This is a genomic window from Sphaerotilus uruguayifluvii (assembly GCF_013294065.1).
GTDB classification, from domain to species: Bacteria; Pseudomonadota; Gammaproteobacteria; order Burkholderiales; family Burkholderiaceae_C; genus Sphaerotilus; species Sphaerotilus uruguayifluvii.
In genome coordinates this window covers 44,544-64,340 of the sequence record NZ_JABSNM010000025.1, presented here as the reverse complement: position 1 = coordinate 64,340, position 19,797 = coordinate 44,544, and the positions used below count along the sequence as shown (strand labels likewise).

Genomic DNA, 19,797 nt, shown 5'->3' with positions numbered 1-19,797 from the left:
TCCCGCCCTGATCCATGCTTGATCTTCACGTTCACGTCCTGCCCGGCATCGATGACGGTCCCCGAACGCTCGACGACGCCCTGGCCCTGGCCCGGGCGCTGTCGGCCGACGGCATCGAGCATGTGGTGGCCACGCCGCACATCTACCCCGGCGTCTTCGACAACACGCCGCAGCGCATCGCCGAGGCCTTCGACCGCCTGCAGGCTGCCGTCGCCGACGACGGACTGCCGCTGACGATGAGCTGGGCCGCCGAGGTCCGCATCTGCCCGGAAATCATCGACTGGGTCGAACAGCGGCGGCTGCCGCTGCTCGACGGCAGCCTGGTGGGTCCGTCGACCGCGCTGATCGAGCTGCCCGACGGGCAGATCCCGGTCGGCACCGACAAGCTGGCCGGACTGCTGCTCGACCACGGCATCACGCCGCTGATCGCCCATCCGGAGCGCAACAAGGCGGTGATGGAGCTGCACACCCGGCTGGAGCCGCTGCGCCGCATGGGCTGCCTGTTCCAGCTCACCGCCGCGTCCGTGCTGGGAGAGTTCGGCAGCCGGGCCCAGGCCAGCGCCCGCCAGCTGCTCGACGCCGGCTGGGTCGACGTGCTGGCCACCGACGCGCACAACCTGTCCGGGCGCCGGCCGCGCATGCGCGCCGCCCGCGAGTGGCTCGAGCAGAACTACGACGCGGCCCTGGCCGAGCGGATGACGGTGACGACGCCGCAGCGCATCGCCGGCGTGAGCTCGTTCTCGATGGAGACGGCAGGCCAGAAGCTGGTCTTCCGCGATCTGCCCCAGCATGCGCAGGCCGAGGACGACTCGGCCTGGCGCAGCGGACTCGGCGACCTGACCGACCTGCCGGCCTTCGAGCCCGCCCGCAGCCCCGACGCTCTCTTCGGCCGGAATCCGGAACCGCAGACACGGCAGGATGCCGAGGAGTCGCCCCACGGCCGCTGGACGCTGACCGACTTCCGCATCGATGCGGTCGTCGAGGACCTGAACCAGGCCTCGCTGCAGGCCGGCGCCCCCGGCCCGTCCGACACGCGCGCACCGGCCGCCGAGACCCTGGGCGATGTCATGCCCCCTGCGGCCCCGCCGGCCTCGGACGAGGACTGGCTGCTGCCTGACTTCGGTGCTGCAGCAGCACGGCCGCCTGCCGAGCCCGAGGTCGCGCCCGTGGTGCCCGCCCCCCAGCCTGCGCATGAGCCCCTGCGCGACGAGCTGCTGTTCCGTCCGGAGCCGGTCCGCCCGCCACCTGCTGCCCCGGCCCGACCCAGGAGCGCACCGGTCGCGGAGACGAGGCAGACAGCCGCCGCGATTGCGGAGTCGGCGCCTGTCCAGACGCAGGCCGACGAACAGGCGGACGCCGCACGTCCCGCGAAGCTCTTTGCCGGACCGCTGAAACGGCTGCGCCAGATGCTCGAGCCGAGCGAGGCGGCGCCTGTCACGGCACCGGCGGCGCCGCCCGCCGCCGAGGAACGGCCGCCCCTCCAGGCGCAGCCCCCCGTCGAGCTGCCGGAGAGCACCACACCAGCGATGCCCTCGCCTGTGGCAGCGCCTGCGCCCGCCCTCGCCAGGGAAACCGCAGCACCAGAGCCGCGCCCGATGCCCGAGCCGGTCGCCCTGGCCTCGGAGCCTGTCGCCTTGGCGCCGCCGGAAACCTCCGTGCGCGGCATGCGCCTGAGCGATCTGACGGCCCTGTCGCCGGTGCTCGGCACGCCCGCCGGCGGAGCACGCATGGCGGCCGCAGCGACAGCGGCAGCGCCGCTGCGCGGAGCCACCATGCCCGAGTCGGCGGCGCAGCCCCGCCAGGGAGCGCCCTTCCGCGCCGCGCCCATGACCTCGGCCGCACCTGCCGCCATGCCCCCCGCCACCGAGCCGCCCGTCGGCGAGCCCCGGGGCTTCAGGCTGAGGGATCTGCCTTTCCTGAAGCCTCGCAACAAGTCCTGATAAAAGTCCTGATCGATGGCGATTCCTGTCAGACACAAGGTCCTCAACGGCCTGCTGGCCACGACGCTGTGCGTGATGGCGGCCTGCGTCGTGCAGCAGGCCGGCGTCCTGATGGCGGCCGACTGGTCCTCCTCGGTGGCGCGGCACAACCTTTCCCGCTGGGCCGCCGGCAAGGAGGACTTCGACGACACCCGCTGGCAGCAGGCGCATGACGAGCTGATCGAGGCGATCGCGCTCACGCCGAAGGACGCGACGCTGCAGGACGCGATGGCCCAGCTCTACAGCCTGCAGGGACAGGCCGTCTGGACCACCGGCGCCGAAGGCTCGCCGGAGATCGAGGCCTATCGCAATGCGATGAAGTACCAGCAGGCCTCGATCGAGCTGCGACCGACCCACGCGATGGCCTGGGCCAACCTGGCGCTGATGCACTTCGCGGTCAACGACACGCCCGAGGCGCTGTTCAAGGCCTGGCGGGAAGCCGCTCGCCTCGGCCCCAGGGAAGAGGATGTCGAGAACACGCTGGTCATGCTCGCCGGCGAGACCTGGAGCATCGCGCCGGAAGATGTCCGCGCCTGGGTCGAGGCACGCCGCCCGGGATTCTCGGAACGGATGCAGGACACCGCAGCGCGCTGAATCCTTCGCTGCCCACGAAAAGGAAGGCCTCGAAAAAGGAAAGGGCCCGCCGAAGCGGGCCCTTTGCCATCGGACGCGGACGCCCGAGGAGAATCAGGCGGCCTTGCCGGCGCGACGGCGACGCGACACGAAGCCCAGGACACCCAGGCCGGCCATCATCATCGCGACCGAGTCGGCTTCCGGCACCGGAGCGGCGGTGTAGTCCAGCAGGCCGATCGGACGGTTGTACGGGTCGGCGTTGGTCAGCGACACGATCAGGTTCTGCGTGCCCACCGGAACGGCGAAGCCCACCCAGCCCGAGTCGTAGTAGATGTGCTGGCTGGCCAGACCCGACACCGACAGCGAGTCGGTCGCCAGGGCGCTCGTCGACGAGGCGCCGTAGTAGGACACCGAGATCTTGTCGTCGTAGAGCGAACCGACCGAGTAGTCCTCGGTCATCAGGCGCAGCCACATGATGTCGCCGCCGTTGGAGACCGGGCCGGCCAGGTTCAGGCCATAGGTGGCAGTGGCGCCGAGGGCGCTGCCGCAGTTCGGCGCCAGCGTCGAGGCCGGGCAGATCTCCAGCATGCCGAAGTTGTTGCCGTCGGCAGCCAGCACGCCGGTGCCCGCAACGCCGTCGTCATGGGGATAGCTGAAGGCCGTGCCGGTCTCGTCATTGACGGTGTAGAGCGTCGTGCCGCTCGCCACCGAGGTCATGACGCCTTCGGCGCCCAGGGCCATCCAGCCCGCCGGATTGGCGCCGGTGCCGGCCTCGAAGCCGGTGTTGGTCAGCGCGAAGGCCTGTCCGGAGACGAGGCCGCACAGCGCCAGTGCGTAGACGGATTTCTTCAGCATGATGCACTCCTGAGAATTTTCGACGACCTCGCGTCGATGGTTTGGGCGAGATTTCAGTTTTACTGTATCTGGATCAGACCTCGAAAAGAAGCCTATTCCCCCGAGAACAAGGGGGTGGTCCGCCGGAACTCACGTTCCTAGTTCGCGGCATTTATTCTCACCCCCTGTTCCAGGGGTATACAGATACCCCCAGGAGCGGCTGGCACATTCCAAGCCGGCAGGATTTCACGCGGCAGTCCGGCTTACCAGCTCACCTCCCGGTCCGGCGTCGCACCGATCTTGTGGATCGACAGGTCGGCGCCTTCATATTCCTCTTCCGGGCTCAGGCGCAAACCGACCAAAGTCCGGATCGCGCCGTAGACCGCGAAGCCGCCGGCCAGCGCCCAGGCCACCGCCATCGTCGTGCCGACGAGCTGGCTCATGAAGCTGACGCCGCCGATGCCGCCCAGCGCCTTCTGGCCGAACAGGCCGCAGGCGATGCCGCCCCAGGCGCCGCACAGGCCGTGCAGCGGCCAAACGCCCAGCACGTCGTCGATCTTCCAGCGGTTCTGCGTCAGCGTGAAGAGCTGGACGAAGATCGCGCCGGCCACGCCACCGACGACCAGCGCACCGGCCGGATGCATCAGGTCGGAGCCCGCGCACACCGCCACCAGGCCGGCCAGCGGGCCGTTGTAGGAGAAGCCGGGATCGTTGCGGCCCATCATCGTCGCCACCAGCGTGCCGCCGACCATCGCCATCAGCGAGTTGACCGCGACCAGGCCGGAGATCTTGTCGAGCGTCTGCGCGCTCATGACGTTGAAGCCGAACCAGCCCACCGCCAGGATCCACGCGCCCAGCGCCAGGAAGGGAATGCTCGAGGGCGGATGCGCCGACATCGCGCCATCCTTGCGGTAGCGGTTCGAGCGCGCGCCCAGCAGCAGCACCGCCGCCAGCGCGATCCAGCCGCCGACCGCATGCACGATCACGCTGCCGGCGAAGTCGTGGAACTCGGCGCCGAAGGTGCCCTTCAGCCAGGCCTGCACCCCGAAGCGCTGGTTCCAGGCCACGCCTTCGGACAGCGGGTAGACGAAGGAGACGATCACCACGGTGGCCAGCGACTGCGGATGGAAGCGCGCGCGCTCGGCGATGCCGCCGGAGATGATTGCGGGAATCGCCGCGGCGAAGGTCAGCAGGAAGAAGAACTTGACCAGCTCGTAGCCGTTCTTCTGCGCCAGCGTCTCGGCCCCGCTGAAGAAGTCCACGCCGTAGGCCACGGTGTAGCCGACGAAGAAATAGGCGATCGTCGAGATCGCGAAGTCGACCAGGATCTTGACCAGCGCATTGACCTGGTTCTTCTTGCGCACCGTGCCGAGCTCGAGGAAGGCGAAGCCGGCGTGCATCGCCAGGACCATGATGGCCCCGAGCAGGATGAAGAGCGCATCGGCGCCCTGTTTCAACGTGTCCATGGTTGTCTTGTTCCCGGATGAGGGGTGAAGGGGACGAAAAGGTGGAACCCTCGCGTCGTCCGGATGTCACCCGCCGCACCGGCATGAGGCGCACACGGATCGCGCGAAGCGCACCATGCAAGCACATTCCATGCCAAATTGGTGCATTCTGGTCGGCCCATCGGACGGCCGCATGCCCCGTGATGAGGCACCATGTTGGCGATCCGTGGCATGTTGCCGCCAGACGGCGAGCACACCCTTGGTGCGTGCGCATTGATGTGGTGCATGCATCGTTCACGCCCATCAGCCCGGTGCGCCGCACGGATACGGCGATGGACCGGCCGGTCCCCCCGCTACAATCGCGGCCCCGGCACCTGCACCAGTCAGGGTGCCGGGGGTCGCATCGGACTCGAATCGCAATCCGCGCCGCCCACGACTGGCGCTTTCCTTGAAGGAAAGACGGCAGGCGGTGCCGCCAGCACCCGTTGTCAGGGTGCCTCTTCATGACGTTTGACGAACTGGGCCTGGCCCAGCCCCTCCTTCGCGCCATCCGCGAACAAGGCTACGAGACCCCCACCCCGATCCAGCAGCAGGCGATTCCCGCGGTCCTCGCCGGCGGCGACCTGCTCGCCGGCGCGCAGACCGGCACCGGCAAGACGGCCGGCTTCACGCTGCCGCTGCTGCACCGCCTGGCCTCCACTCACCCGGTCAAGGACAGCAAGGGCCGCTGGGCGATCCGCGCGCTGATCCTGACGCCGACGCGCGAGCTCGCCGCCCAGGTCGAGGAAAGCGTGCGCACCTATGGCAAGCACCTGAAGCTGTCCAGCATGGTGATGTTCGGCGGCGTCGGCATGGGCCCGCAGATCGACCGCCTCAAGCGCGGCGTCGACATCCTGGTGGCCACGCCGGGCCGGCTGCTCGACCACCACAGCCAAGGCACGCTCGACCTGAGCCGCGTCGAGTTCTTCGTGCTCGACGAGGCCGATCGCATGCTCGACATGGGCTTCGTGCATGACATCAAGAAGGTGCTGGCGATCCTGCCCAAGCAGAAGCAGAGCCTGCTGTTCTCGGCCACCTTCAGCGACGAGATCAAGGCGCTGGCCGAGCGGCTGCTGAACCAGCCGCGCGTCATCGAGGTGGCCCGCCGCAACACCACCGCCGAGACGATCGCCCAGCGCGTCATCCCGGTCGGCCGCGAGAAGAAGAAGGACCTGCTGATCCACCTGATCAAGTCGCAGGACTGGCATCAGGTGCTGGTGTTCACGCGCATGAAGCACGGCGCCAACCGCCTGTGCGAGCACCTGGTGAAGGCCGGCATCACCGCGATGGCGATCCACGGCAACAAGAGCCAGGGCGCGCGCACCAAGGCGCTGGCCGAGTTCAAGAGCGGCGAGCTGTGCGTGCTGGTGGCCACCGACATCGCCGCGCGCGGCATCGACATCGACCAGCTGCCGCACGTCATCAACTACGAGCTGCCCAACGTCCCCGAGGACTACGTGCACCGCATCGGCCGCACCGGCCGCGCCGGCGCGCAGGGCGAGGCGCTGTCGCTGGTGTGCCTGGACGAGGAAGGCTTCCTCGCCGACATCGAGAAGCTGATCAAGCGCAGCATCCCGCGCGAGGCGATCGCCGGCTTCGAGGCGCCGGCCGGCGAGCGGGCCGAGCCGATCCAGATCGGTCGCCGCACCCTCAACGGCTCGGCCCGCGGCCAGGGCGGCGCGCAGCCCGGCTCGGGCCGGGGAGGTCGCCCCGGAGGCCAGGGCGCCGGTCGTCCGGCGGCTCCCGCAGGTGGCGGCCGCCCGGCCGCGCCGGCCGGTGGCCGTCCGCCGCGCGCCGCCCAGGCGCCGCAGCGCCCGTCCGGTGCACCGAAGAGCGGCGGCCCGCGTCCGCCCTCGTCGGGCTCGGGCCGCCGCGGCGGCTGAGTCCCGGGCTCAGGGACGCGAGCCGTCGTTCAGCGCGGCCGCGGCCTTGACCCGCTCGGCGCGGGCTGCGGTCTTTTCAGCGCGCTGCGCCGCGACCCGCTCCTCGCGGGCCTTGCGGGCAGCGACGCGATCCGCCTTGTCGGCCCGCTCGGCCCTGGCCACCTTGGCCGACTTCTCGGCCTTGGCGGCCTTCTCGGTCTTCTCGGCCTTTGCCGCCAGCTTCTCGGCACGCGCCTGACGCTCGGCCTTGCGCTGCTCGGCCCGGGTCGCATGCTCGGCGCGCGGCTTGTCCTTGTGCGCGGCGGCGGCCTTCTCGGCCTTGTCCGCCTTCGCGCTCCGGGCGGCGGCCTTCTCGGCAGCCTTGTCCGCCTTCAGCGCCCTGGCGGTCTTCTCGGCCTTTTCAGCCTTTTCGGTCTTGTCGGCAGCCTTGTGCTGGTGGCTGCGCTTCTCGGCCGCCGCCGCCTGGCGGGCGCGCTCGCGCTCGGCGAGCGCCTGCTCGGCCTTCAGCCGGGGCGAACTTGCCACCGCGGCAGGATCGCGCAGCGTGGCCGGGTCGGGCCGGGAGACCGGCGCCGAGGCGGCCGGCAGCGCCGGCGTGGTGATCGGCATCGGCGTCTGGCCGGTCGAGGTCTGGGCCTGCGCGCCGGCGGCCAGCAGGAGGGCGGCAAGCGCGGGGATCAGCGAGGGCATCGGGAAGGTCTCCTGTCGGTCGGATGCGGGAAGAAAGGCGGAAGGGAAAAGGCCGGAAGGCCGGGCGACGCCAGCGGCGTCGGAGGCATCAGCGGCATGCGCCGGTCAGTCGAAGCGACGCTCGCGCATCCACTTCGTCGCGACCCACTTCTCGCCGGCGATCACCGGCGCGCCGCCATGCAGCGAACGGCTGACCGGATGCGCGCGGTCGTAGCTGAAGAAGACCGCGTGGCCCTTGACCGGCGCGACCTCCAGCCGGACATCCGGGAACACGGTGGCGCCGCCCGCCTCGGGCGTGTTCAGGTACATCACCAGCGTGCCGACACGCTGGCCGCCGCGGCGCAGGATGCTCGGCGCGCCCGGCTGCGAGGGGTCGAAGTAGTCGTAGTGCGGCTTGTACTCGGCGCCGGGGCCGTAGTGCAGCACCTGCACGCCCTCGCCGTTCTCGACCGGCCAGTTCACCAGCGCCGAGATTCGCTGCTCGATGCGGTCGATCAGCGCGGTCTCGCCGCGCGCGAAGAACATGCCGGCGCTGGTGCGGGCCTCGTTGACCTCGCTGCCGCCGGTGACGTTGTCCACCGTCTCGGAGCGCGCCAGCCTCGGCGCGGCCAGGTCGCGCAGCGCGTCGCATTCCCCGTCGGAGAGAAAGCCGGCGAAGACGACGACACGCGGCTCGTGCATCTGCAGCGCCACCACGACCTCGTGCCCGTCGGGCAGACGCAGCCGCGTGCGGCCGTCGAGGCGCGGCTCGGGCACCGGCACCGGCTCGGGCAGGCCCGCGCCCGCCGCGCCGCGCTCGGCCAGGAAGCCCGAGAGCGTCTGCTCGAGCGCCTCGAGCGCGACCTCCTCGTCCCAGCCGGACTGCACCATCGCCTGCAGCACCGCATCCGGCGTGTGGCCGGCCTGCGCCTGCTCGAGAATCCACTGGCGGAGTTCGGGGGTGGCCGTCTGCATGCTCATCTGGGTGGTCATCCTGCGATTCTGTCAGCGTCGAGCGGAGCTTCGGGCTGCCCCACATCAAGCCATCCGTGGCGATTTGTTTCCTGGTGTGACGACAGGTATCGAAACGCGCTCAGGCGCGGCGCCGGAACACCAGGCGGTCCGACGTCGAGACCTCCGGCGCATGGGCGTAGCCGTCGCGGTCGAAGCCGCGCAGCGCCTCGGGCGTGGCCAGGCGATGCTCGATGGCGTGGCGCATCATCAGCCCGCGCGCCCGCTTGGCGTGAAAGCTGATGATCTTCCAGGCGCCGCCCTTCCAGTCCTCGAACACGCATTCGACCACCCGGGCCCGCAGCGCCGGGCGCAGCGCCGCCTTCGCGTACTCCTGGGAAGCCAGGTTGACGACCACCGGCACGGCGTCACCCGCCAGACGCTCGTTCAGGTGCTGCGCGATGCGGTCGCCCCACCAGGCGTAGAGATCGCGGCCGCGCGGGTTGGGCCAGCGCGTGCCCATCTCCAGCCGGTAGGGCTGCAGCGCATCGAGCGGGCGCAGCACGCCGTACAGGCCCGACAGGATGACGAGATGCTGCTGCGCCCAGGCCAGCGCCTCGGCGTCGAGCGAGCCGGCCTGCAGGCCGTCGTAGACATCGCCGTCGAAGGCCAGCACCGCCGGCTTGCTGTTGTCGGGCGTGGCCTCGGTCTGCCAGGCGCCGTAGCGGGCGACATTGAGCGTGGCGAGCTTGTCCGACAGCGCCATCAGCGTGGCCAGCTGCGCGGGCGTCTGGCCGCGCAGCTGCTCGATCAGCGCGGCGGCCTCGTCGTTGAACAGGGGAACGGTCGGCCGCAGGGCCGCGGGCACCGGGGTCTCGTAGTCGAGCGACTTGGCGGGCGAGAGCAGGAACAGCATGACGGGAGCGCAGGCGAAATCAGGCGGGATGAAGCGTCGGAAGCCTGCAGCGTAGCAGCCCGGCCCGCCGATCCCGCGGACAATCGCGCCGATGGACACGCCCGACACCCTGCCCTGCCCGTGCGGCAGCGGCCGCCCCCTGCCGGCCTGCTGCGGCCGCTACCACGCCGGCGAGCTCGCCGGCCAGGCGCCGGACGCCGAGGCGCTGATGCGCTCGCGCTACAGCGCCTTCGTGCTCGACCGGCTCGACTACCTGCTGGCGAGCTGGCATCCGGACACGCGTCCGGCCTCGATCGAGCCCAACGAGCCGGGCCTGCGCTGGCTCGGCCTGGAGGTCAAGCGCCACCAGCGCCAGGACGCGGACCATGCGACGGTGGAGTTCGTCGCGCGCAGCAAGCTCGGCGGCCGGGCACATCGGCTGCACGAGGTCAGCCGCTTCGAGCGCATCGACGGCCGCTGGTACTACCTCGACGGCGACCTCTCGCGCAGCCGCTGAGCGGTGTGGCGGGCACGCGCCAGCGCCTCGAGCGCGAAGTGGCGGCGCATGCCCGGCGACAGCAGCCGCAGCAGCATCGCCGCCGGCAGCAGCGTCGCCAGCACGCCGGGCTGCGGCCCCAGCGGCAGCGCCAGCAGCGCGATCAGCGCCAGCAGCAGCGTGACGGCCGCGGTGCGAGCCCAGAAATGCAGCCGCATCAGCCCGAGCCCGGTGCCGCCCAGCACCGCGGTCAGCGCCACCGAGGCCGGCTCGGCGCAGGCCTGAAGCGCGGCCATGCCGATGAAGGCCCAGGCGATGCAGGCCAGCTCGGGAGGATGACGATGCATCGGAACGGGGCGGGGAGTCGGGCGCGAGCTCATGATTTCCATTCTCGGCACACAATCGGTGCGACTGCATCCCCCGGTTCGATGATGTCCCCTCATGCACGGGATTCTTGAAAGCTCTCCGATGAACTCCGACGCGATCAAGCGTTTCTTTGTCACGCTGCGCGATGCCAATCCGCAACCCGCCTCCGAGCTGGAATACAGCTCGGTGTTCGAGCTGCTCGCCGCCGTGCTGCTGTCGGCGCAGGCCACCGACGTGGGCGTCAACAAGGCGACGCGCCGGCTCTTTCCGGTCGCCAACACGCCGGCGAAGATCGTCGCGCTGGGCGTGGAAGGCGTCGAGGCCTACATCCGCACCATCGGCCTGTTCCGCAACAAGGCGAAGAATCTGGTGGCGACCGCGCAGATCCTGCTGGACCAGCACGGCGGCCAGGTGCCGCGCAGCCGCGAGGCACTCGAGGCGCTGCCCGGCGTCGGGCGCAAGACCGCCAACGTGGTGCTCAACGTCGCCTGGGGCGAGCCGACCTGCGCGGTCGACACCCACATCTTCCGCGTCGGCAACCGCACCGGGCTGGCGCCGGGGCGCACGCCCTACGAGGTCGAGATGAAGCTGCTGGCGCGCATCCCGGCCGAGTTCGCCAAGGACGCGCACCACTGGCTGATCCTTCACGGCCGCTACGTCTGCCAGGCGCGCAAGCCGCGCTGCCGCGCCTGCGCGGTGGCGGACTGCTGCGACTTCGACGCGAAGACCGATCAGGCGTGAAGCCGCGCCCAGTCCTGCAGGCGGCGCTGGATCTGGCGCACGCCGTCGGTCAGCGCGGCCGGCCCGGGCTGCAGGATCTCGCTCGACTTGATCTCGAACACCTGCGCGTTCACGACCGCCGGCACGGATTCCCAGCCGGCCCGAGCCATGACCTGCTCAGGCCGGAACTTGCGGCCGCACCAGGAGCCGAGGATCACGTCCGGCGCGCGCCGCACGACCTCCAGCGGGTCGGCGACGATGCGGTCCTTGCCCAGTGATTTCCCCGCCAGCTCGGGAAAGCATTCCTCGCCGCCGGCCAGCCCGATCAGCTCCGACACCCAGCCGATGCCGGTGATGATCGGCTCGTGCCATTCCTCGAAGTAGACCCGCGGGCGGCGCGGCAGCGCACGGCCGGCCGCGGCGACCGCATCCAGGCCCTGCTGCAGCTCGGCCAGCAGCGCCGCGGCCTGCGCCTGCGCGCCCACCATCGCACCGACCATCGCGATCATGCGCAGGATCTCGGCCACCGTGCGCTGGTTGAAGACATGCACCGCCACGCCGGCGCGCACCAGCTGGCTGGCGATGTCGGCCTGCAGGTCCGAGAAGCCCAGCACCAGGTCGGGCTCCAGGTCGAGGATCCTGTCGATCTTCGCGCTCAGGTAGGCCGAGACCTTCGGCTTCTCCTGACGCGCGCGCGGCGGGCGCACGGTGTAGCCGGAGATGCCGACGATGCGCTCCTCCTGGCCGAGCAGGTAGAGCGTCTCGGTCGTCTCCTCGGTCAGGCAGACGATGCGGCGGGGGAACAGGTCGGAGGAAAGAGAGGCGGCTGCTTGCATGGGGCGTCATGGTAGGCGCTCCGGCCGGCCGGCGCCGCGACCTTCAGAGCAGCACGCCGCCCGACGCCTCGATGCGCTGGCCGTTGATCCAGCCGGTGCGATCGGACAGCAGCGCGCTCACGGCAGCGCCGATGTCGTCGGGCAGGCCGACCCGCCCGAGCGCGGTCTGGGACGCGATCATCGCGTTGAGCGCCTGGTTGTCGCGCACGGCACCGCCGCCGAAGTCGGTCTCGATCGCGCCGGGCGCCAGCGTGTTGACACGGATGCGACGCCCGCCCAGCTCCTTGGCCAGATAGCGCGTCATCACCTCGACCGCACCCTTCATCATCGCGTAGGCGCCGTAGCCCGGCAGGCTGAATCGCGCCAGCCCGCTGGAGACGTTCAGGATGCTGCCGCCGTCGCGCAGCAGGGGCAGCAGGGCCTGCGTCAGGAAGAGCACGCCCTTCAGATGCACGTTCACGAGCGCGTCGAACTGCGCCTCGGTCGTCTCGGCGAGCGGGGCGTGCACGCCGAACCCGGCGTTGTTGACCAGCGCATCCAGCGCCGCACCGCCGAAATCGCGCGCCAGCACCTCGCTCAGCTCGGTGACGAAGCGGGCAAAGCCGGCGGTGCTCGACGTGTCCAGCCGCAGCGCGGCGACTCGGCGGTCCGAGGTGCGCGGATCGGCGGCCAGCTCGGCGCGCAGCGCATCGGCCGCATCCACGCGCTGGTGGTAGGTGAACACCACGTCCCAGCCATCGCGGGCCAGGTGCAGCACGGCCGAGCGGCCCAGGCCGCGACTGCCGCCGGTGACGAGAACGACGCGGCGCGGGGAGAGGAAAGAATCGGTGCTCATCGGGGGCTCCTGGGAACGAAGGAAGAAGGTCGCCACTCTATTCAGGCGCCCGATCCGGACAAACCTCATCTCTTCGATCACACTGTCTCGCCTCATCGTCCAATCCGGCCGGAATCGGGCATGATCGGGCATGACTTCTCCCGCCTTCTCGCCGGACGACCTGCGCGTCTTCCTGAGGGTGGCCGCGCTGGCCAGCTTCAGCGAGGCCGCGCGCCAGCTCGACCTGCCCCGGGCCACCGTGTCCTCGGCGGTGCAGCGGCTGGAGGCGCACCTGGGCACCCGGCTGCTGCACCGCACGACCCGCCGCGTGCAGCTCACGCCCGATGGCCAGGCCTTCGCCGAGCGCGGCCAGGACGTGCTGGCGGACCTGGACGAGCTGCGCACGCTGTTCCAGCACGATCCGGCGCAGCTCACCGGCCGACTGCGCGTGGACATGCCGCTGGGCGTCGCCCGCGGGCAGGTGCTGCCCCGGCTGCCCGAGTTCCTGGCCCGGCATCCGGCGCTGAAGATCGACGTGTGCAGCACCGACCGGCGCGTCGACCTGGTGCGCGAGGGCTTCGACTGCGTGCTGCGGGTGGGTCCGGTGGTGGCCGAGGGGCTGGTGGCCCGGCCGCTCGGGGCGCTGGAGATGGTCAACATCGCCAGTCCGGCCTATCTGGCCCGTCACGGCGTACCGACCGGCCTGGCCGATCTGGAACGGCACCGGCTGGTGCATTACCAGCCCAACCCGGGTGTGCGGCCGGCGGGCTTCGAGTTCGTCGACCCGGATGGCGCGCCCGGCGACGACCGCCCCCGCTCGATCGCGATGCCGGGCGCAGTCACGGTCAACAACAGCGAAGGCTACATGGCCGCCTGCGAAGCCGGGCTGGGCATCGTGCAGATCCCGCGCGCCCGGGCCCGCGAGCGCATCGCGGCCGGCACGGTGGTCGAGATCCTGCCCGACCACCGGCCGGCGCCGATGCCGGTCACGCTGCTTTACGCGCACCGGCGCCACCAGCCACGGCGCGTGCGCAGCTTCATGGACTGGCTGGCCGGGCTGTTCGGGCCCGACGCGGCGTCCTGAACCGCGCCCAGGCCACCGCGCTCAGGCGCGGGTCTTCATCCCGAGCTTGTCCAGCAGCGCGCGGTCGCGCTCGGACTGCGGGTTGCCGGTGGTCAGCAGCTTGTCGCCGTAGAAGATCGAGTTGGCGCCGGCCAGGAAGCACAGCGCCTGCACCGCCTCGCCCATCTGCTCGCGGCCGGCCGACAGGCGCACGCGCGCGGTCGGCATCGTGATGCGAGCCACCGCGATGGTCCGCACGAATTCCAGCGGGTCGAGCTTGTCGGTGCCGTGCAGCGGCGTGCCTTCGACCTGCACCAGCTCGTTGATCGGCACCGATTCCGGGTACGGCGTCAGGTTGGCGATCTGCGCCACCAGCCCGGCGCGCTCGCGGCGCGACTCGCCCATGCCGACGATGCCGCCGCAGCACACGTTCATGCCGGCGCGGCGCACGTTCTCCAGCGTGTCCAGGCGGTCCTGGTAGTCGCGGGTGGAGATGATGCGGCCGTAGGCCTCGGGCGCGGTGTCGAGGTTGTGGTTGTAGTAGTCGAGGCCGGCGTCCTTGAGGGTGTGCGCCTGCGACTCGCTCAGCATGCCCAGCGTGCAGCAGGTCTCCAGGCCCATCGCCTTCACGCCCGAGATCAGCTCGGCGACCTTCTCGATGTCGCGGTCCTTCGGCGCGCGCCAGGCCGCACCCATGCAGAAGCGGGTCGCGCCCTGGCCCTTGGCGCAGCTGGCGGCCTCCAGCACCGCCTTGATGTCGAGCATCTTGCCGGCCTCGACGCCGGTGTCGTGGTGCACCGACTGCGGGCAGTAGCCGCAGTCCTCCGGGCAGCCGCCGGTCTTGATCGACAGCAGCGTCGAGAGCTGCACCTCGTTGGCGTCGAAGTGCTCGCGGTGGACCTGCTGCGCCTTCCAGAGCAGATCGTTGAAGGGCAGATCGAACAGCGCCTCGATCGCCTCGACGCTCCAGCGGGCGTCCGCGGCGGGCTCGGCCGCGCGCGCCGGCCGCACCAGCGTGATCGGCTGCGAGGCGTCGGCGGACGGGGCGGCGCAGGCGGACGGGTTCTGGACAAGGCTCATTCGGGAATCTCCAGCGCGGGAACAAGAAGCGCGCAACAGGTCAGGACAGATCGGACGGATCAGGACAGGAAAAGGCTCGGCTGCCAGCCCTGGGGCCAGCGCGAGGCGTGCGGCACGTCGGCCAGCAGCGGCGCCGGGATGTGCCGGCGCAGGAAATCGAGGTTCTCGTCGGCGCAGGCCATCGCCGGGTCGATGCGGTTGGCGACCCAGCCGGCCAGCGTCAGGCCGCGCGCGCGCACCGCCTCGGCGGTCAGCAGCGCATGGTTCAGGCAGCCCAGGCGCAGGCCGACCACCAGCACCACCGGCACGCCCAGCGCCTGCGCCAGATCGGCGCCGGTGAGCAGCGGCGCGCCGGGCGCAGGATCGCCATCGCCCTCGTCCAGCGGCACGAGAAAGCCGCCGGCGCCCTCGACGATCACCCGGTCGGCCTGGGCACACAGCGCGCGGTGCGCCGCGACGATCGGCGCCAGCGTGATGCGCCGGCCGGCGCGGCGCGCCGCCAGATGCGGCGACAGCGGATCGGGCAGGCAGAACGGATTGACGAGCGCCGGATCGGCCGCGACGTTGCCGGCCGCCTGCAGCGCCAGCACGTCGCCGCAGGCCCGCGAGCCGTCGGGCTGCAGGTCGAGCCCGGCGGCCACCGGCTTCATGCCGACCGCGCGCAGCCCGGCCTGCGCCGCGCCGCGCAGCAGCGCCGCGCTCACCAGCGACTTGCCCACGCCGGTGTCGGTGCCGATCACGAAGACGGAGCGCAGATCAGACTGATCAGACCGCATCGATGGCTCCGGTGCCGGACGGGGCGGCCGAGGGCGCGGGCGCGACCTCGCCCTCCTGCGCCAGCGTGGCCTCGAGCGCCTCCAGCGCGGTGCGCGCCAGGAAGGCGCCGCTGCCGTCCTCGCCCGCAGGATCGATCGCATAGGGCGGCATCAGGTAGAGCGTGCGGCCGATCGGGCGCAGCAGCAGACCGCGCTCCAGCGCCGCGCGGCCGTAGCGGCGGGCGAAGTCGGGCAGCGTCGTGTCGATGTCCCAGGCCCAGATCATGCCGGTGCGCCGGGCGTGGCGCACCCGCGGGTGCGCATGCAGCGGCGCCAGCCGGGCGTCGAGCGCGGCGGCCGTCTCGCGGTTGTGCGCCAGCACCGCCTCGCGCTCGAAGAGGTCGAGCACCGCCAGCGCCGCACGGCAGGCCAGCGGGTTGCCGGTGTAGGAATGCGAATGCAGGAAGCCGCGCGCGACCTCGTCGTCCCAGAAGGCGCGGTAGACCGCGTCGGTGGTCAGCACGGCCGAGAGCGGCAGCATGCCGCCGGTCAGGCCCTTGGACAGGCACAGGAAGTCCGGCCGGATGCCGGCCTGCTGGTGCGCGAACAGCGTGCCGGTGCGGCCGAAGCCGACCGCGATCTCGTCGAGCACCAGATGCACCCGCCAGCGGTCGCACAGCTCGCGCACCCGGCGCAGGTAGACCGGATCGTGCATCGCCATGCCGGAGGCGCACTGCACCAGCGGCTCCAGGATGACGGCGGCCGTCTGCGCGTGGTTCGCCTCCAGCCATACGGCCAGTGCGGCGGCGGCCCGCTCGGCCACGTCGGCGGCGCTTTCGCCCGGGCGGGCACCGCGGGCATCGGGGCTGTCGACGGTGGCGGCCAGGCGCACCAGCGGCGCGTAGGCGTCGCGGAAGATGCCCAGGTCGGTGACCGCCAGCGCGCCCACCGTCTCGCCGTGGTAGCCGCCGGCCAGGCCGACGAAGCGGGTCTTGTCCGGCTCGCCCTGGTTGCGCCAGGCATGCGCGCTCATCTTCAGCGCGATCTCGGTGGCCGAGGCGCCGTCGCTGCCGTAGAAGGCATGGCCCAGGCCGGTGAGCGCACCCAGCCGCTCGGACAGCTCCACCACCGGCGGATGGGTGAAGCCGGCCAGCATGACGTGGTCGAGCCGGCCGAGCTGGTCGACCAGCGCCTCGCGCAGCGCCGGGTGGTTGTGGCCGAACAGGTTGACCCACCAGGAGCTGATGCCGTCGAGGATGCGGCGCCCCTCGGCGTCATGCAGCCAGACGCCCTCGGCGCGCACCACCGGCACCAGCGGCAGGCCGGGGCGGCCGCCGGGCTGGCCCTCGTGCAGCTTCATCTGGGTGCAGGGATGCCACACCGCGCGCAGGCTGCGGGCGCGCCAGTCGTCGTTCAGGCTCACGGGCAAGGCGGTCCGGTCGGGGTCGTCGGCTCAGCGCAGCGGCGAGGTCTGCTCCGGGTTCTCCGGATGCGAGCGCAGCTCCTTCACCTGGTTCTTCTCGTCCATGAAGACGAGCTTGGGCTCGTGGGCGGCCACGCCCTCCTCGGCCACCAGGCCGAAGGCGGCGATGATGATCAGGTCGCCGACCGAGGCGCGACGCGCCGCCGAGCCGTTCAGAGAGAAGATGCCGCTGCCGCGCGGCGCCTTGATCGCGTAGGTGACGAAGCGCTCGCCGTTGTTGATGTTCCAGATGTGGATCTGCTCGTTCTCGCAGAGGTTGGCGGCGTCCATCAGGTCCTCGTCGATGCCGCAGGAGCCTTCGTAGTGCAGCTCGCAGTGGGTGACGGTGGCGCGATGGATCTTGGACTTCAGCAGCGTGCGGAACATGGCGGTCGGGGTCGGATGAGTCGGTCGGAGGCGGCGGATGGTAACGGCTGGCGGGACGATTCGCCGCAGTCCGGTCGAGTCGGACGACCGTAATTATTAATCACAAAAGGGTCGCCACACGAATGGCCCCATGGCGCGGTGGCGCGGGCCAGTCGGCGGCGGTGGGCGCGTCCCGTCGGCCGTGCAGCGCCAGCGCGTTCATCCAGCCGGCGTGCCCGACCGCCAGCACCGGCCGGCCGGCCGCGGCCAGCAGCATCAGCACGCCGGCGACCCGCTCGCGCAGCCGGTCCAGCGACTCGCCGCCGCCGGGCGCATGGCCGGCAAAGTCGGCTTCCCACGCCGCCACCTCGGCCCAGGCGATCTCGCGCCAGGGCCGGCCGTCCCAGGTGCCGAAGTCCAGCTCGATCAGGCCCGGCTCGATGCGGTGCGTCCAGCCCCAGCGGCGCAGCCAGCGCCCGACCTCGCGCCCGCGCCGCAGCGGCGAGGTCAGGATCTCGCGCGGCAGGCCGTGGCGGCGCGCATGCTGGCGGATGCGGTGCGCCAGGCGGCGGGCCTTGCGAGGATCGACCGGCAGGTCGGTGCGACCCAGGCAGCGGCCGGAGGCGCCGACCGGCTTGGGGTGCCGCCAGATGTGCAGTTCGTTCATGCGTCCCCCCGTCAGGCCCCGCCCAGCGCCGCCAGCCAGCCCAGCAGGCCGGCGACCTCGCCGAGCTGCTGCGAGGCGCCCAGCGTGTCGCCGGTGTAGCCGCCCAGGCGCTGCCGGTACCAGCGCGCGCACCAGAGCGTCATCGCAGCCGTGGCGCAGGCGCCGGCCAGCACGGGCCGCGCGCCGACCCACGCCGCCGCGCCCGCGCACAGCGCCAGCGCCACCGCGATCACCCAGCCCAGGCCGCCGCCGGAGATCTGCTGCGCCATCGGCTTGGCCTTGGCGTGCTCCGGGTCACCCGCATAGGGCAGCGCGCGCAGCAGCAGCACCGGCGCCACCCGCGACAGGCCATGCGCCCAGGCGGTCGCCAGCGCGGCGGCCGTCAGGTCCTGCGCGGCCAGCCCGTGCAGCGCCGCGGCCTTCAGCCCCAGCACGCCGACCAGGCCGAGCGCGCCATAGCTGCCCAGGCGCGAGTCCTTCATGATGGCGAGCGCGCGCTCGCGGCCGACGCTGCCGCCCAGGCCGTCGCAGGTGTCGGCCAGACCGTCCTCATGGAAGCCGCCGGTCATCCAGACGGTGGCCGCCATCGACAGGCCCACCGCCACCGGCAGCGGCCACAGCCCGGCCGCGCCCAGCAGCACCGCCGCGCCGACCGCGCCGACGCACAGCCCGACCAGCGGATAGTGGCGCGAGCTGGCGTGCATCCACTCCGGCGACCAGCCGACCCAGGCCGGCACCGGCACGCGGGTGAAGAACTGCAGCGCCACGAAGAACAGGCGCAGCTCGTGCAGCAGCAGGCTCATCGGGCGGTGTCCACGCTCAGGCCTCGCGGTCGGACACGCCAGCCGCCTCGAAGCTGGCCATCTCGGCCAGGATGCGGCAGGCCGATTCCAGCAGCGGCCAGGCCAGCGCACCGCCCGAGCCCTCGCCCAGGCGCAGGCCCAGCGCCAGCAGCGGCTCGGCCTCCAGGCGGGCGAGCATCAGCCGGTGGCCGCTCTCGTCGGACTGGTGCGAGAACACGCAGCGCTGCAGCACCGCCGGTGCCAGCCGGGAGGCGACCAGCACCGCGCTGCTGACGATGAAGCCGTCGACGACGATGACGCGGCGCTCCATCGCGGCCTGCAGCACCGCGCCGACCATCATCGCGATCTCGAAGCCGCCCAGCGCTGCCAGCGCGGCCAGCGCGTCGGTCGCGTCGGCATGGCGCGCCAGCACCTGACGCAGGATCTCGGTCTTGCGCACCAGCGCCGGGCCGTCGACGCCGGTGCCGCGGCCGGTGCAGCGGTCGATCGACTCGCCGGTCAGCCGCGCCATCAGCAGCGCCGCCGCCGAGGTGTTGCCGATGCCCATCTCGCCCAGCAGCAGCGCGTTGCCCGGCAGGCTGCGCACCACGCCGGCGCCGGTCTCGATCGCGGCGACGCATTCGGCCAGCGACATCGCCGGCTCCTGCAGCGCGTCGGCGGTGCCCCAGCCGATCTTGCGCGAGATCAGGCCCGGGCGCGGCGCGAACTCGTGCTTGACGCCCGCGTCGACCACCGACAGCGCCAGCCCGTGCTGGCGCGCCAGCACGCTGACCGCCGCGCCGCCCGCCAGGAAGTTCTCGACCATCTGCCAGGTCACGTCGCTCGGGAAGGCGGAGACGCCGCGCGCGGCCAGGCCGTGGTCGGCGGCGAACACCACCATCTGCGGATGCTGGAGCTGCGGGCGCTCGAGGCCCTGGATCAGCGCCAGCTTCAGCGCCAGCGACTCCAGCCGGCCCAGCGAGCCCTGCGGCTTGGTCTTGCGGTCGAGCGCGAGCTGCACGCGCGCCTGCAGCGCCTCGTCATGCAGGTCGGCGACATCGAGCAGCCCGGCCAGGGCGGCGCGGGCGGAGGAGAGGTCCATCGTCATCGGTCTTGTCCTTT

Annotated in this window: 21 protein-coding genes; 6 read left to right on the top strand and 15 right to left on the bottom strand. The window is 71.7% G+C overall.

Annotated elements, in window-relative coordinates:
- Positions 1–14: 14 nt before the first annotated feature.
- Together HNQ01_RS20100 and HNQ01_RS20095 are read left to right on the top strand one after the other, a co-directional pair.
- Positions 15–1,940 (top strand): tyrosine-protein phosphatase, encoded by a 1,926-nt coding sequence (locus tag HNQ01_RS20100; RefSeq protein WP_173807294.1) that lies wholly within the window; start codon positions 15–17, stop codon positions 1,938–1,940.
- Positions 1,941–1,955: 15 nt separating this feature from the next.
- On the top strand, positions 1,956–2,573 hold the full coding sequence (locus HNQ01_RS20095; protein WP_173807293.1) for a hypothetical protein: 618 nt from the start codon (positions 1,956–1,958) through the stop codon (positions 2,571–2,573).
- 93 nt (positions 2,574–2,666) lie between these two features.
- Here the strand turns inward: HNQ01_RS20095 and HNQ01_RS20090 are convergent, their stop codons facing one another.
- Positions 2,667–3,407: a PEP-CTERM sorting domain-containing protein gene (locus tag HNQ01_RS20090; protein WP_173807292.1), complete on the bottom strand. Its 741-nt coding sequence runs from the start codon at positions 3,405–3,407 to the stop codon at positions 2,667–2,669.
- A 242-nt stretch (positions 3,408–3,649) separates the two neighbouring features.
- Complete coding sequence (locus HNQ01_RS20085; RefSeq protein ID WP_173807291.1) at positions 3,650–4,852, bottom strand: ammonium transporter; 1,203 nt, start codon at positions 4,850–4,852, stop codon at positions 3,650–3,652.
- A 482-nt stretch (positions 4,853–5,334) separates the two neighbouring features.
- Between HNQ01_RS20085 and HNQ01_RS20080 the strand changes: the two genes are divergently transcribed.
- On the top strand, positions 5,335–6,753 hold the full coding sequence (locus HNQ01_RS20080) for a DEAD/DEAH box helicase (RefSeq protein ID WP_173807290.1): 1,419 nt from the start codon (positions 5,335–5,337) through the stop codon (positions 6,751–6,753).
- Between the two features lie 9 nt (positions 6,754–6,762).
- On the opposite strand, the gene HNQ01_RS20075 is transcribed toward HNQ01_RS20080, so the two are convergent.
- The 3 genes from HNQ01_RS20075 to yaaA all read right to left on the bottom strand — a co-directional run bounded on the left by HNQ01_RS20075 (position 6,763) and on the right by yaaA (position 9,289).
- Positions 6,763–7,443: a hypothetical protein gene (locus HNQ01_RS20075; RefSeq protein WP_173807289.1), complete on the bottom strand. Its 681-nt coding sequence runs from the start codon at positions 7,441–7,443 to the stop codon at positions 6,763–6,765.
- A gap of 105 nt (positions 7,444–7,548) precedes the next feature.
- Complete coding sequence (locus tag HNQ01_RS20070) at positions 7,549–8,415, bottom strand: 2OG-Fe(II) oxygenase (RefSeq protein ID WP_173807288.1); 867 nt, start codon at positions 8,413–8,415, stop codon at positions 7,549–7,551.
- A gap of 100 nt (positions 8,416–8,515) precedes the next feature.
- A complete protein-coding gene (gene yaaA, locus HNQ01_RS20065) occupies positions 8,516–9,289 on the bottom strand; it encodes a peroxide stress protein YaaA (protein WP_173807287.1) in 774 nt (257 codons plus the stop codon).
- Positions 9,290–9,380: 91 nt separating this feature from the next.
- On the opposite strand from yaaA, the gene HNQ01_RS20060 reads away from it, so the two are divergent.
- Entirely contained in the window at positions 9,381–9,785 is a 405-nt protein-coding gene (locus HNQ01_RS20060; RefSeq protein WP_173807286.1) for a YchJ family protein, read from the top strand.
- On the opposite strand, the gene HNQ01_RS20055 is transcribed toward HNQ01_RS20060, so the two are convergent.
- The gene (locus tag HNQ01_RS20055; protein ID WP_173807285.1) at positions 9,752–10,111 is read right to left on the bottom strand and encodes a hypothetical protein; all 360 of its coding nucleotides are present in this window, start codon (positions 10,109–10,111) and stop codon (positions 9,752–9,754) included. The two genes, HNQ01_RS20060 and HNQ01_RS20055, sit on opposite strands and share 34 nt — an antisense overlap.
- Positions 10,112–10,232: 121 nt before the next feature.
- Here HNQ01_RS20055 and nth point away from each other — a divergent pair, with 121 nt between their 5' ends.
- Positions 10,233–10,871 carry an endonuclease III gene (gene nth, locus HNQ01_RS20050; RefSeq protein ID WP_173807284.1) on the top strand — a complete coding sequence of 213 codons (639 nt, stop codon included), beginning with the start codon at positions 10,233–10,235 and terminating at the stop codon, positions 10,869–10,871.
- On the opposite strand, the gene HNQ01_RS20045 is transcribed toward nth, so the two are convergent.
- Both HNQ01_RS20045 and HNQ01_RS20040 read right to left on the bottom strand, forming a co-directional pair.
- Entirely contained in the window at positions 10,862–11,686 is an 825-nt protein-coding gene (locus tag HNQ01_RS20045) for a cobalamin-binding protein (protein WP_173807283.1), read from the bottom strand. The two genes, nth and HNQ01_RS20045, sit on opposite strands and share 10 nt — an antisense overlap.
- A gap of 43 nt (positions 11,687–11,729) precedes the next feature.
- Positions 11,730–12,521: an SDR family NAD(P)-dependent oxidoreductase gene (locus HNQ01_RS20040; protein ID WP_173807282.1), complete on the bottom strand. Its 792-nt coding sequence runs from the start codon at positions 12,519–12,521 to the stop codon at positions 11,730–11,732.
- Between the two features lie 130 nt (positions 12,522–12,651).
- On the opposite strand from HNQ01_RS20040, the gene HNQ01_RS20035 reads away from it, so the two are divergent.
- Entirely contained in the window at positions 12,652–13,584 is a 933-nt protein-coding gene (locus HNQ01_RS20035) for a LysR family transcriptional regulator (RefSeq protein WP_173807281.1), read from the top strand.
- A gap of 21 nt (positions 13,585–13,605) precedes the next feature.
- Here the strand turns inward: HNQ01_RS20035 and bioB are convergent, their stop codons facing one another.
- The 7 genes from bioB to cobT form a co-directional block, all read right to left on the bottom strand.
- On the bottom strand, positions 13,606–14,643 hold the full coding sequence (gene bioB / locus HNQ01_RS20030) for a biotin synthase BioB (protein WP_173807280.1): 1,038 nt from the start codon (positions 14,641–14,643) through the stop codon (positions 13,606–13,608).
- A 59-nt stretch (positions 14,644–14,702) separates the two neighbouring features.
- Positions 14,703–15,419: a dethiobiotin synthase gene (gene bioD, locus HNQ01_RS20025; protein WP_286181017.1), complete on the bottom strand. Its 717-nt coding sequence runs from the start codon at positions 15,417–15,419 to the stop codon at positions 14,703–14,705.
- Positions 15,409–16,758 carry an adenosylmethionine--8-amino-7-oxononanoate transaminase gene (gene bioA, locus HNQ01_RS20020; RefSeq protein ID WP_217427629.1) on the bottom strand — a complete coding sequence of 450 codons (1,350 nt, stop codon included), beginning with the start codon at positions 16,756–16,758 and terminating at the stop codon, positions 15,409–15,411. The genes bioD and bioA overlap by 11 nt, the downstream gene beginning before the upstream one ends.
- A gap of 93 nt (positions 16,759–16,851) precedes the next feature.
- On the bottom strand, positions 16,852–17,247 hold the full coding sequence (gene panD / locus HNQ01_RS20015) for an aspartate 1-decarboxylase (RefSeq protein ID WP_173807279.1): 396 nt from the start codon (positions 17,245–17,247) through the stop codon (positions 16,852–16,854).
- A 100-nt stretch (positions 17,248–17,347) separates the two neighbouring features.
- On the bottom strand, positions 17,348–17,893 hold the full coding sequence (locus tag HNQ01_RS20010) for a histidine phosphatase family protein (protein WP_173807278.1): 546 nt from the start codon (positions 17,891–17,893) through the stop codon (positions 17,348–17,350).
- An 11-nt stretch (positions 17,894–17,904) separates the two neighbouring features.
- Positions 17,905–18,696, bottom strand: a complete 792-nt coding sequence (gene cobS, locus HNQ01_RS20005; RefSeq protein WP_173807277.1) for an adenosylcobinamide-GDP ribazoletransferase — start codon at positions 18,694–18,696, stop codon at positions 17,905–17,907.
- 16 nt (positions 18,697–18,712) lie between these two features.
- Complete coding sequence (cobT, locus tag HNQ01_RS20000) at positions 18,713–19,777, bottom strand: nicotinate-nucleotide--dimethylbenzimidazole phosphoribosyltransferase (RefSeq protein WP_173807305.1); 1,065 nt, start codon at positions 19,775–19,777, stop codon at positions 18,713–18,715.
- Between the last annotated feature and the right edge of the window lie 20 nt (positions 19,778–19,797).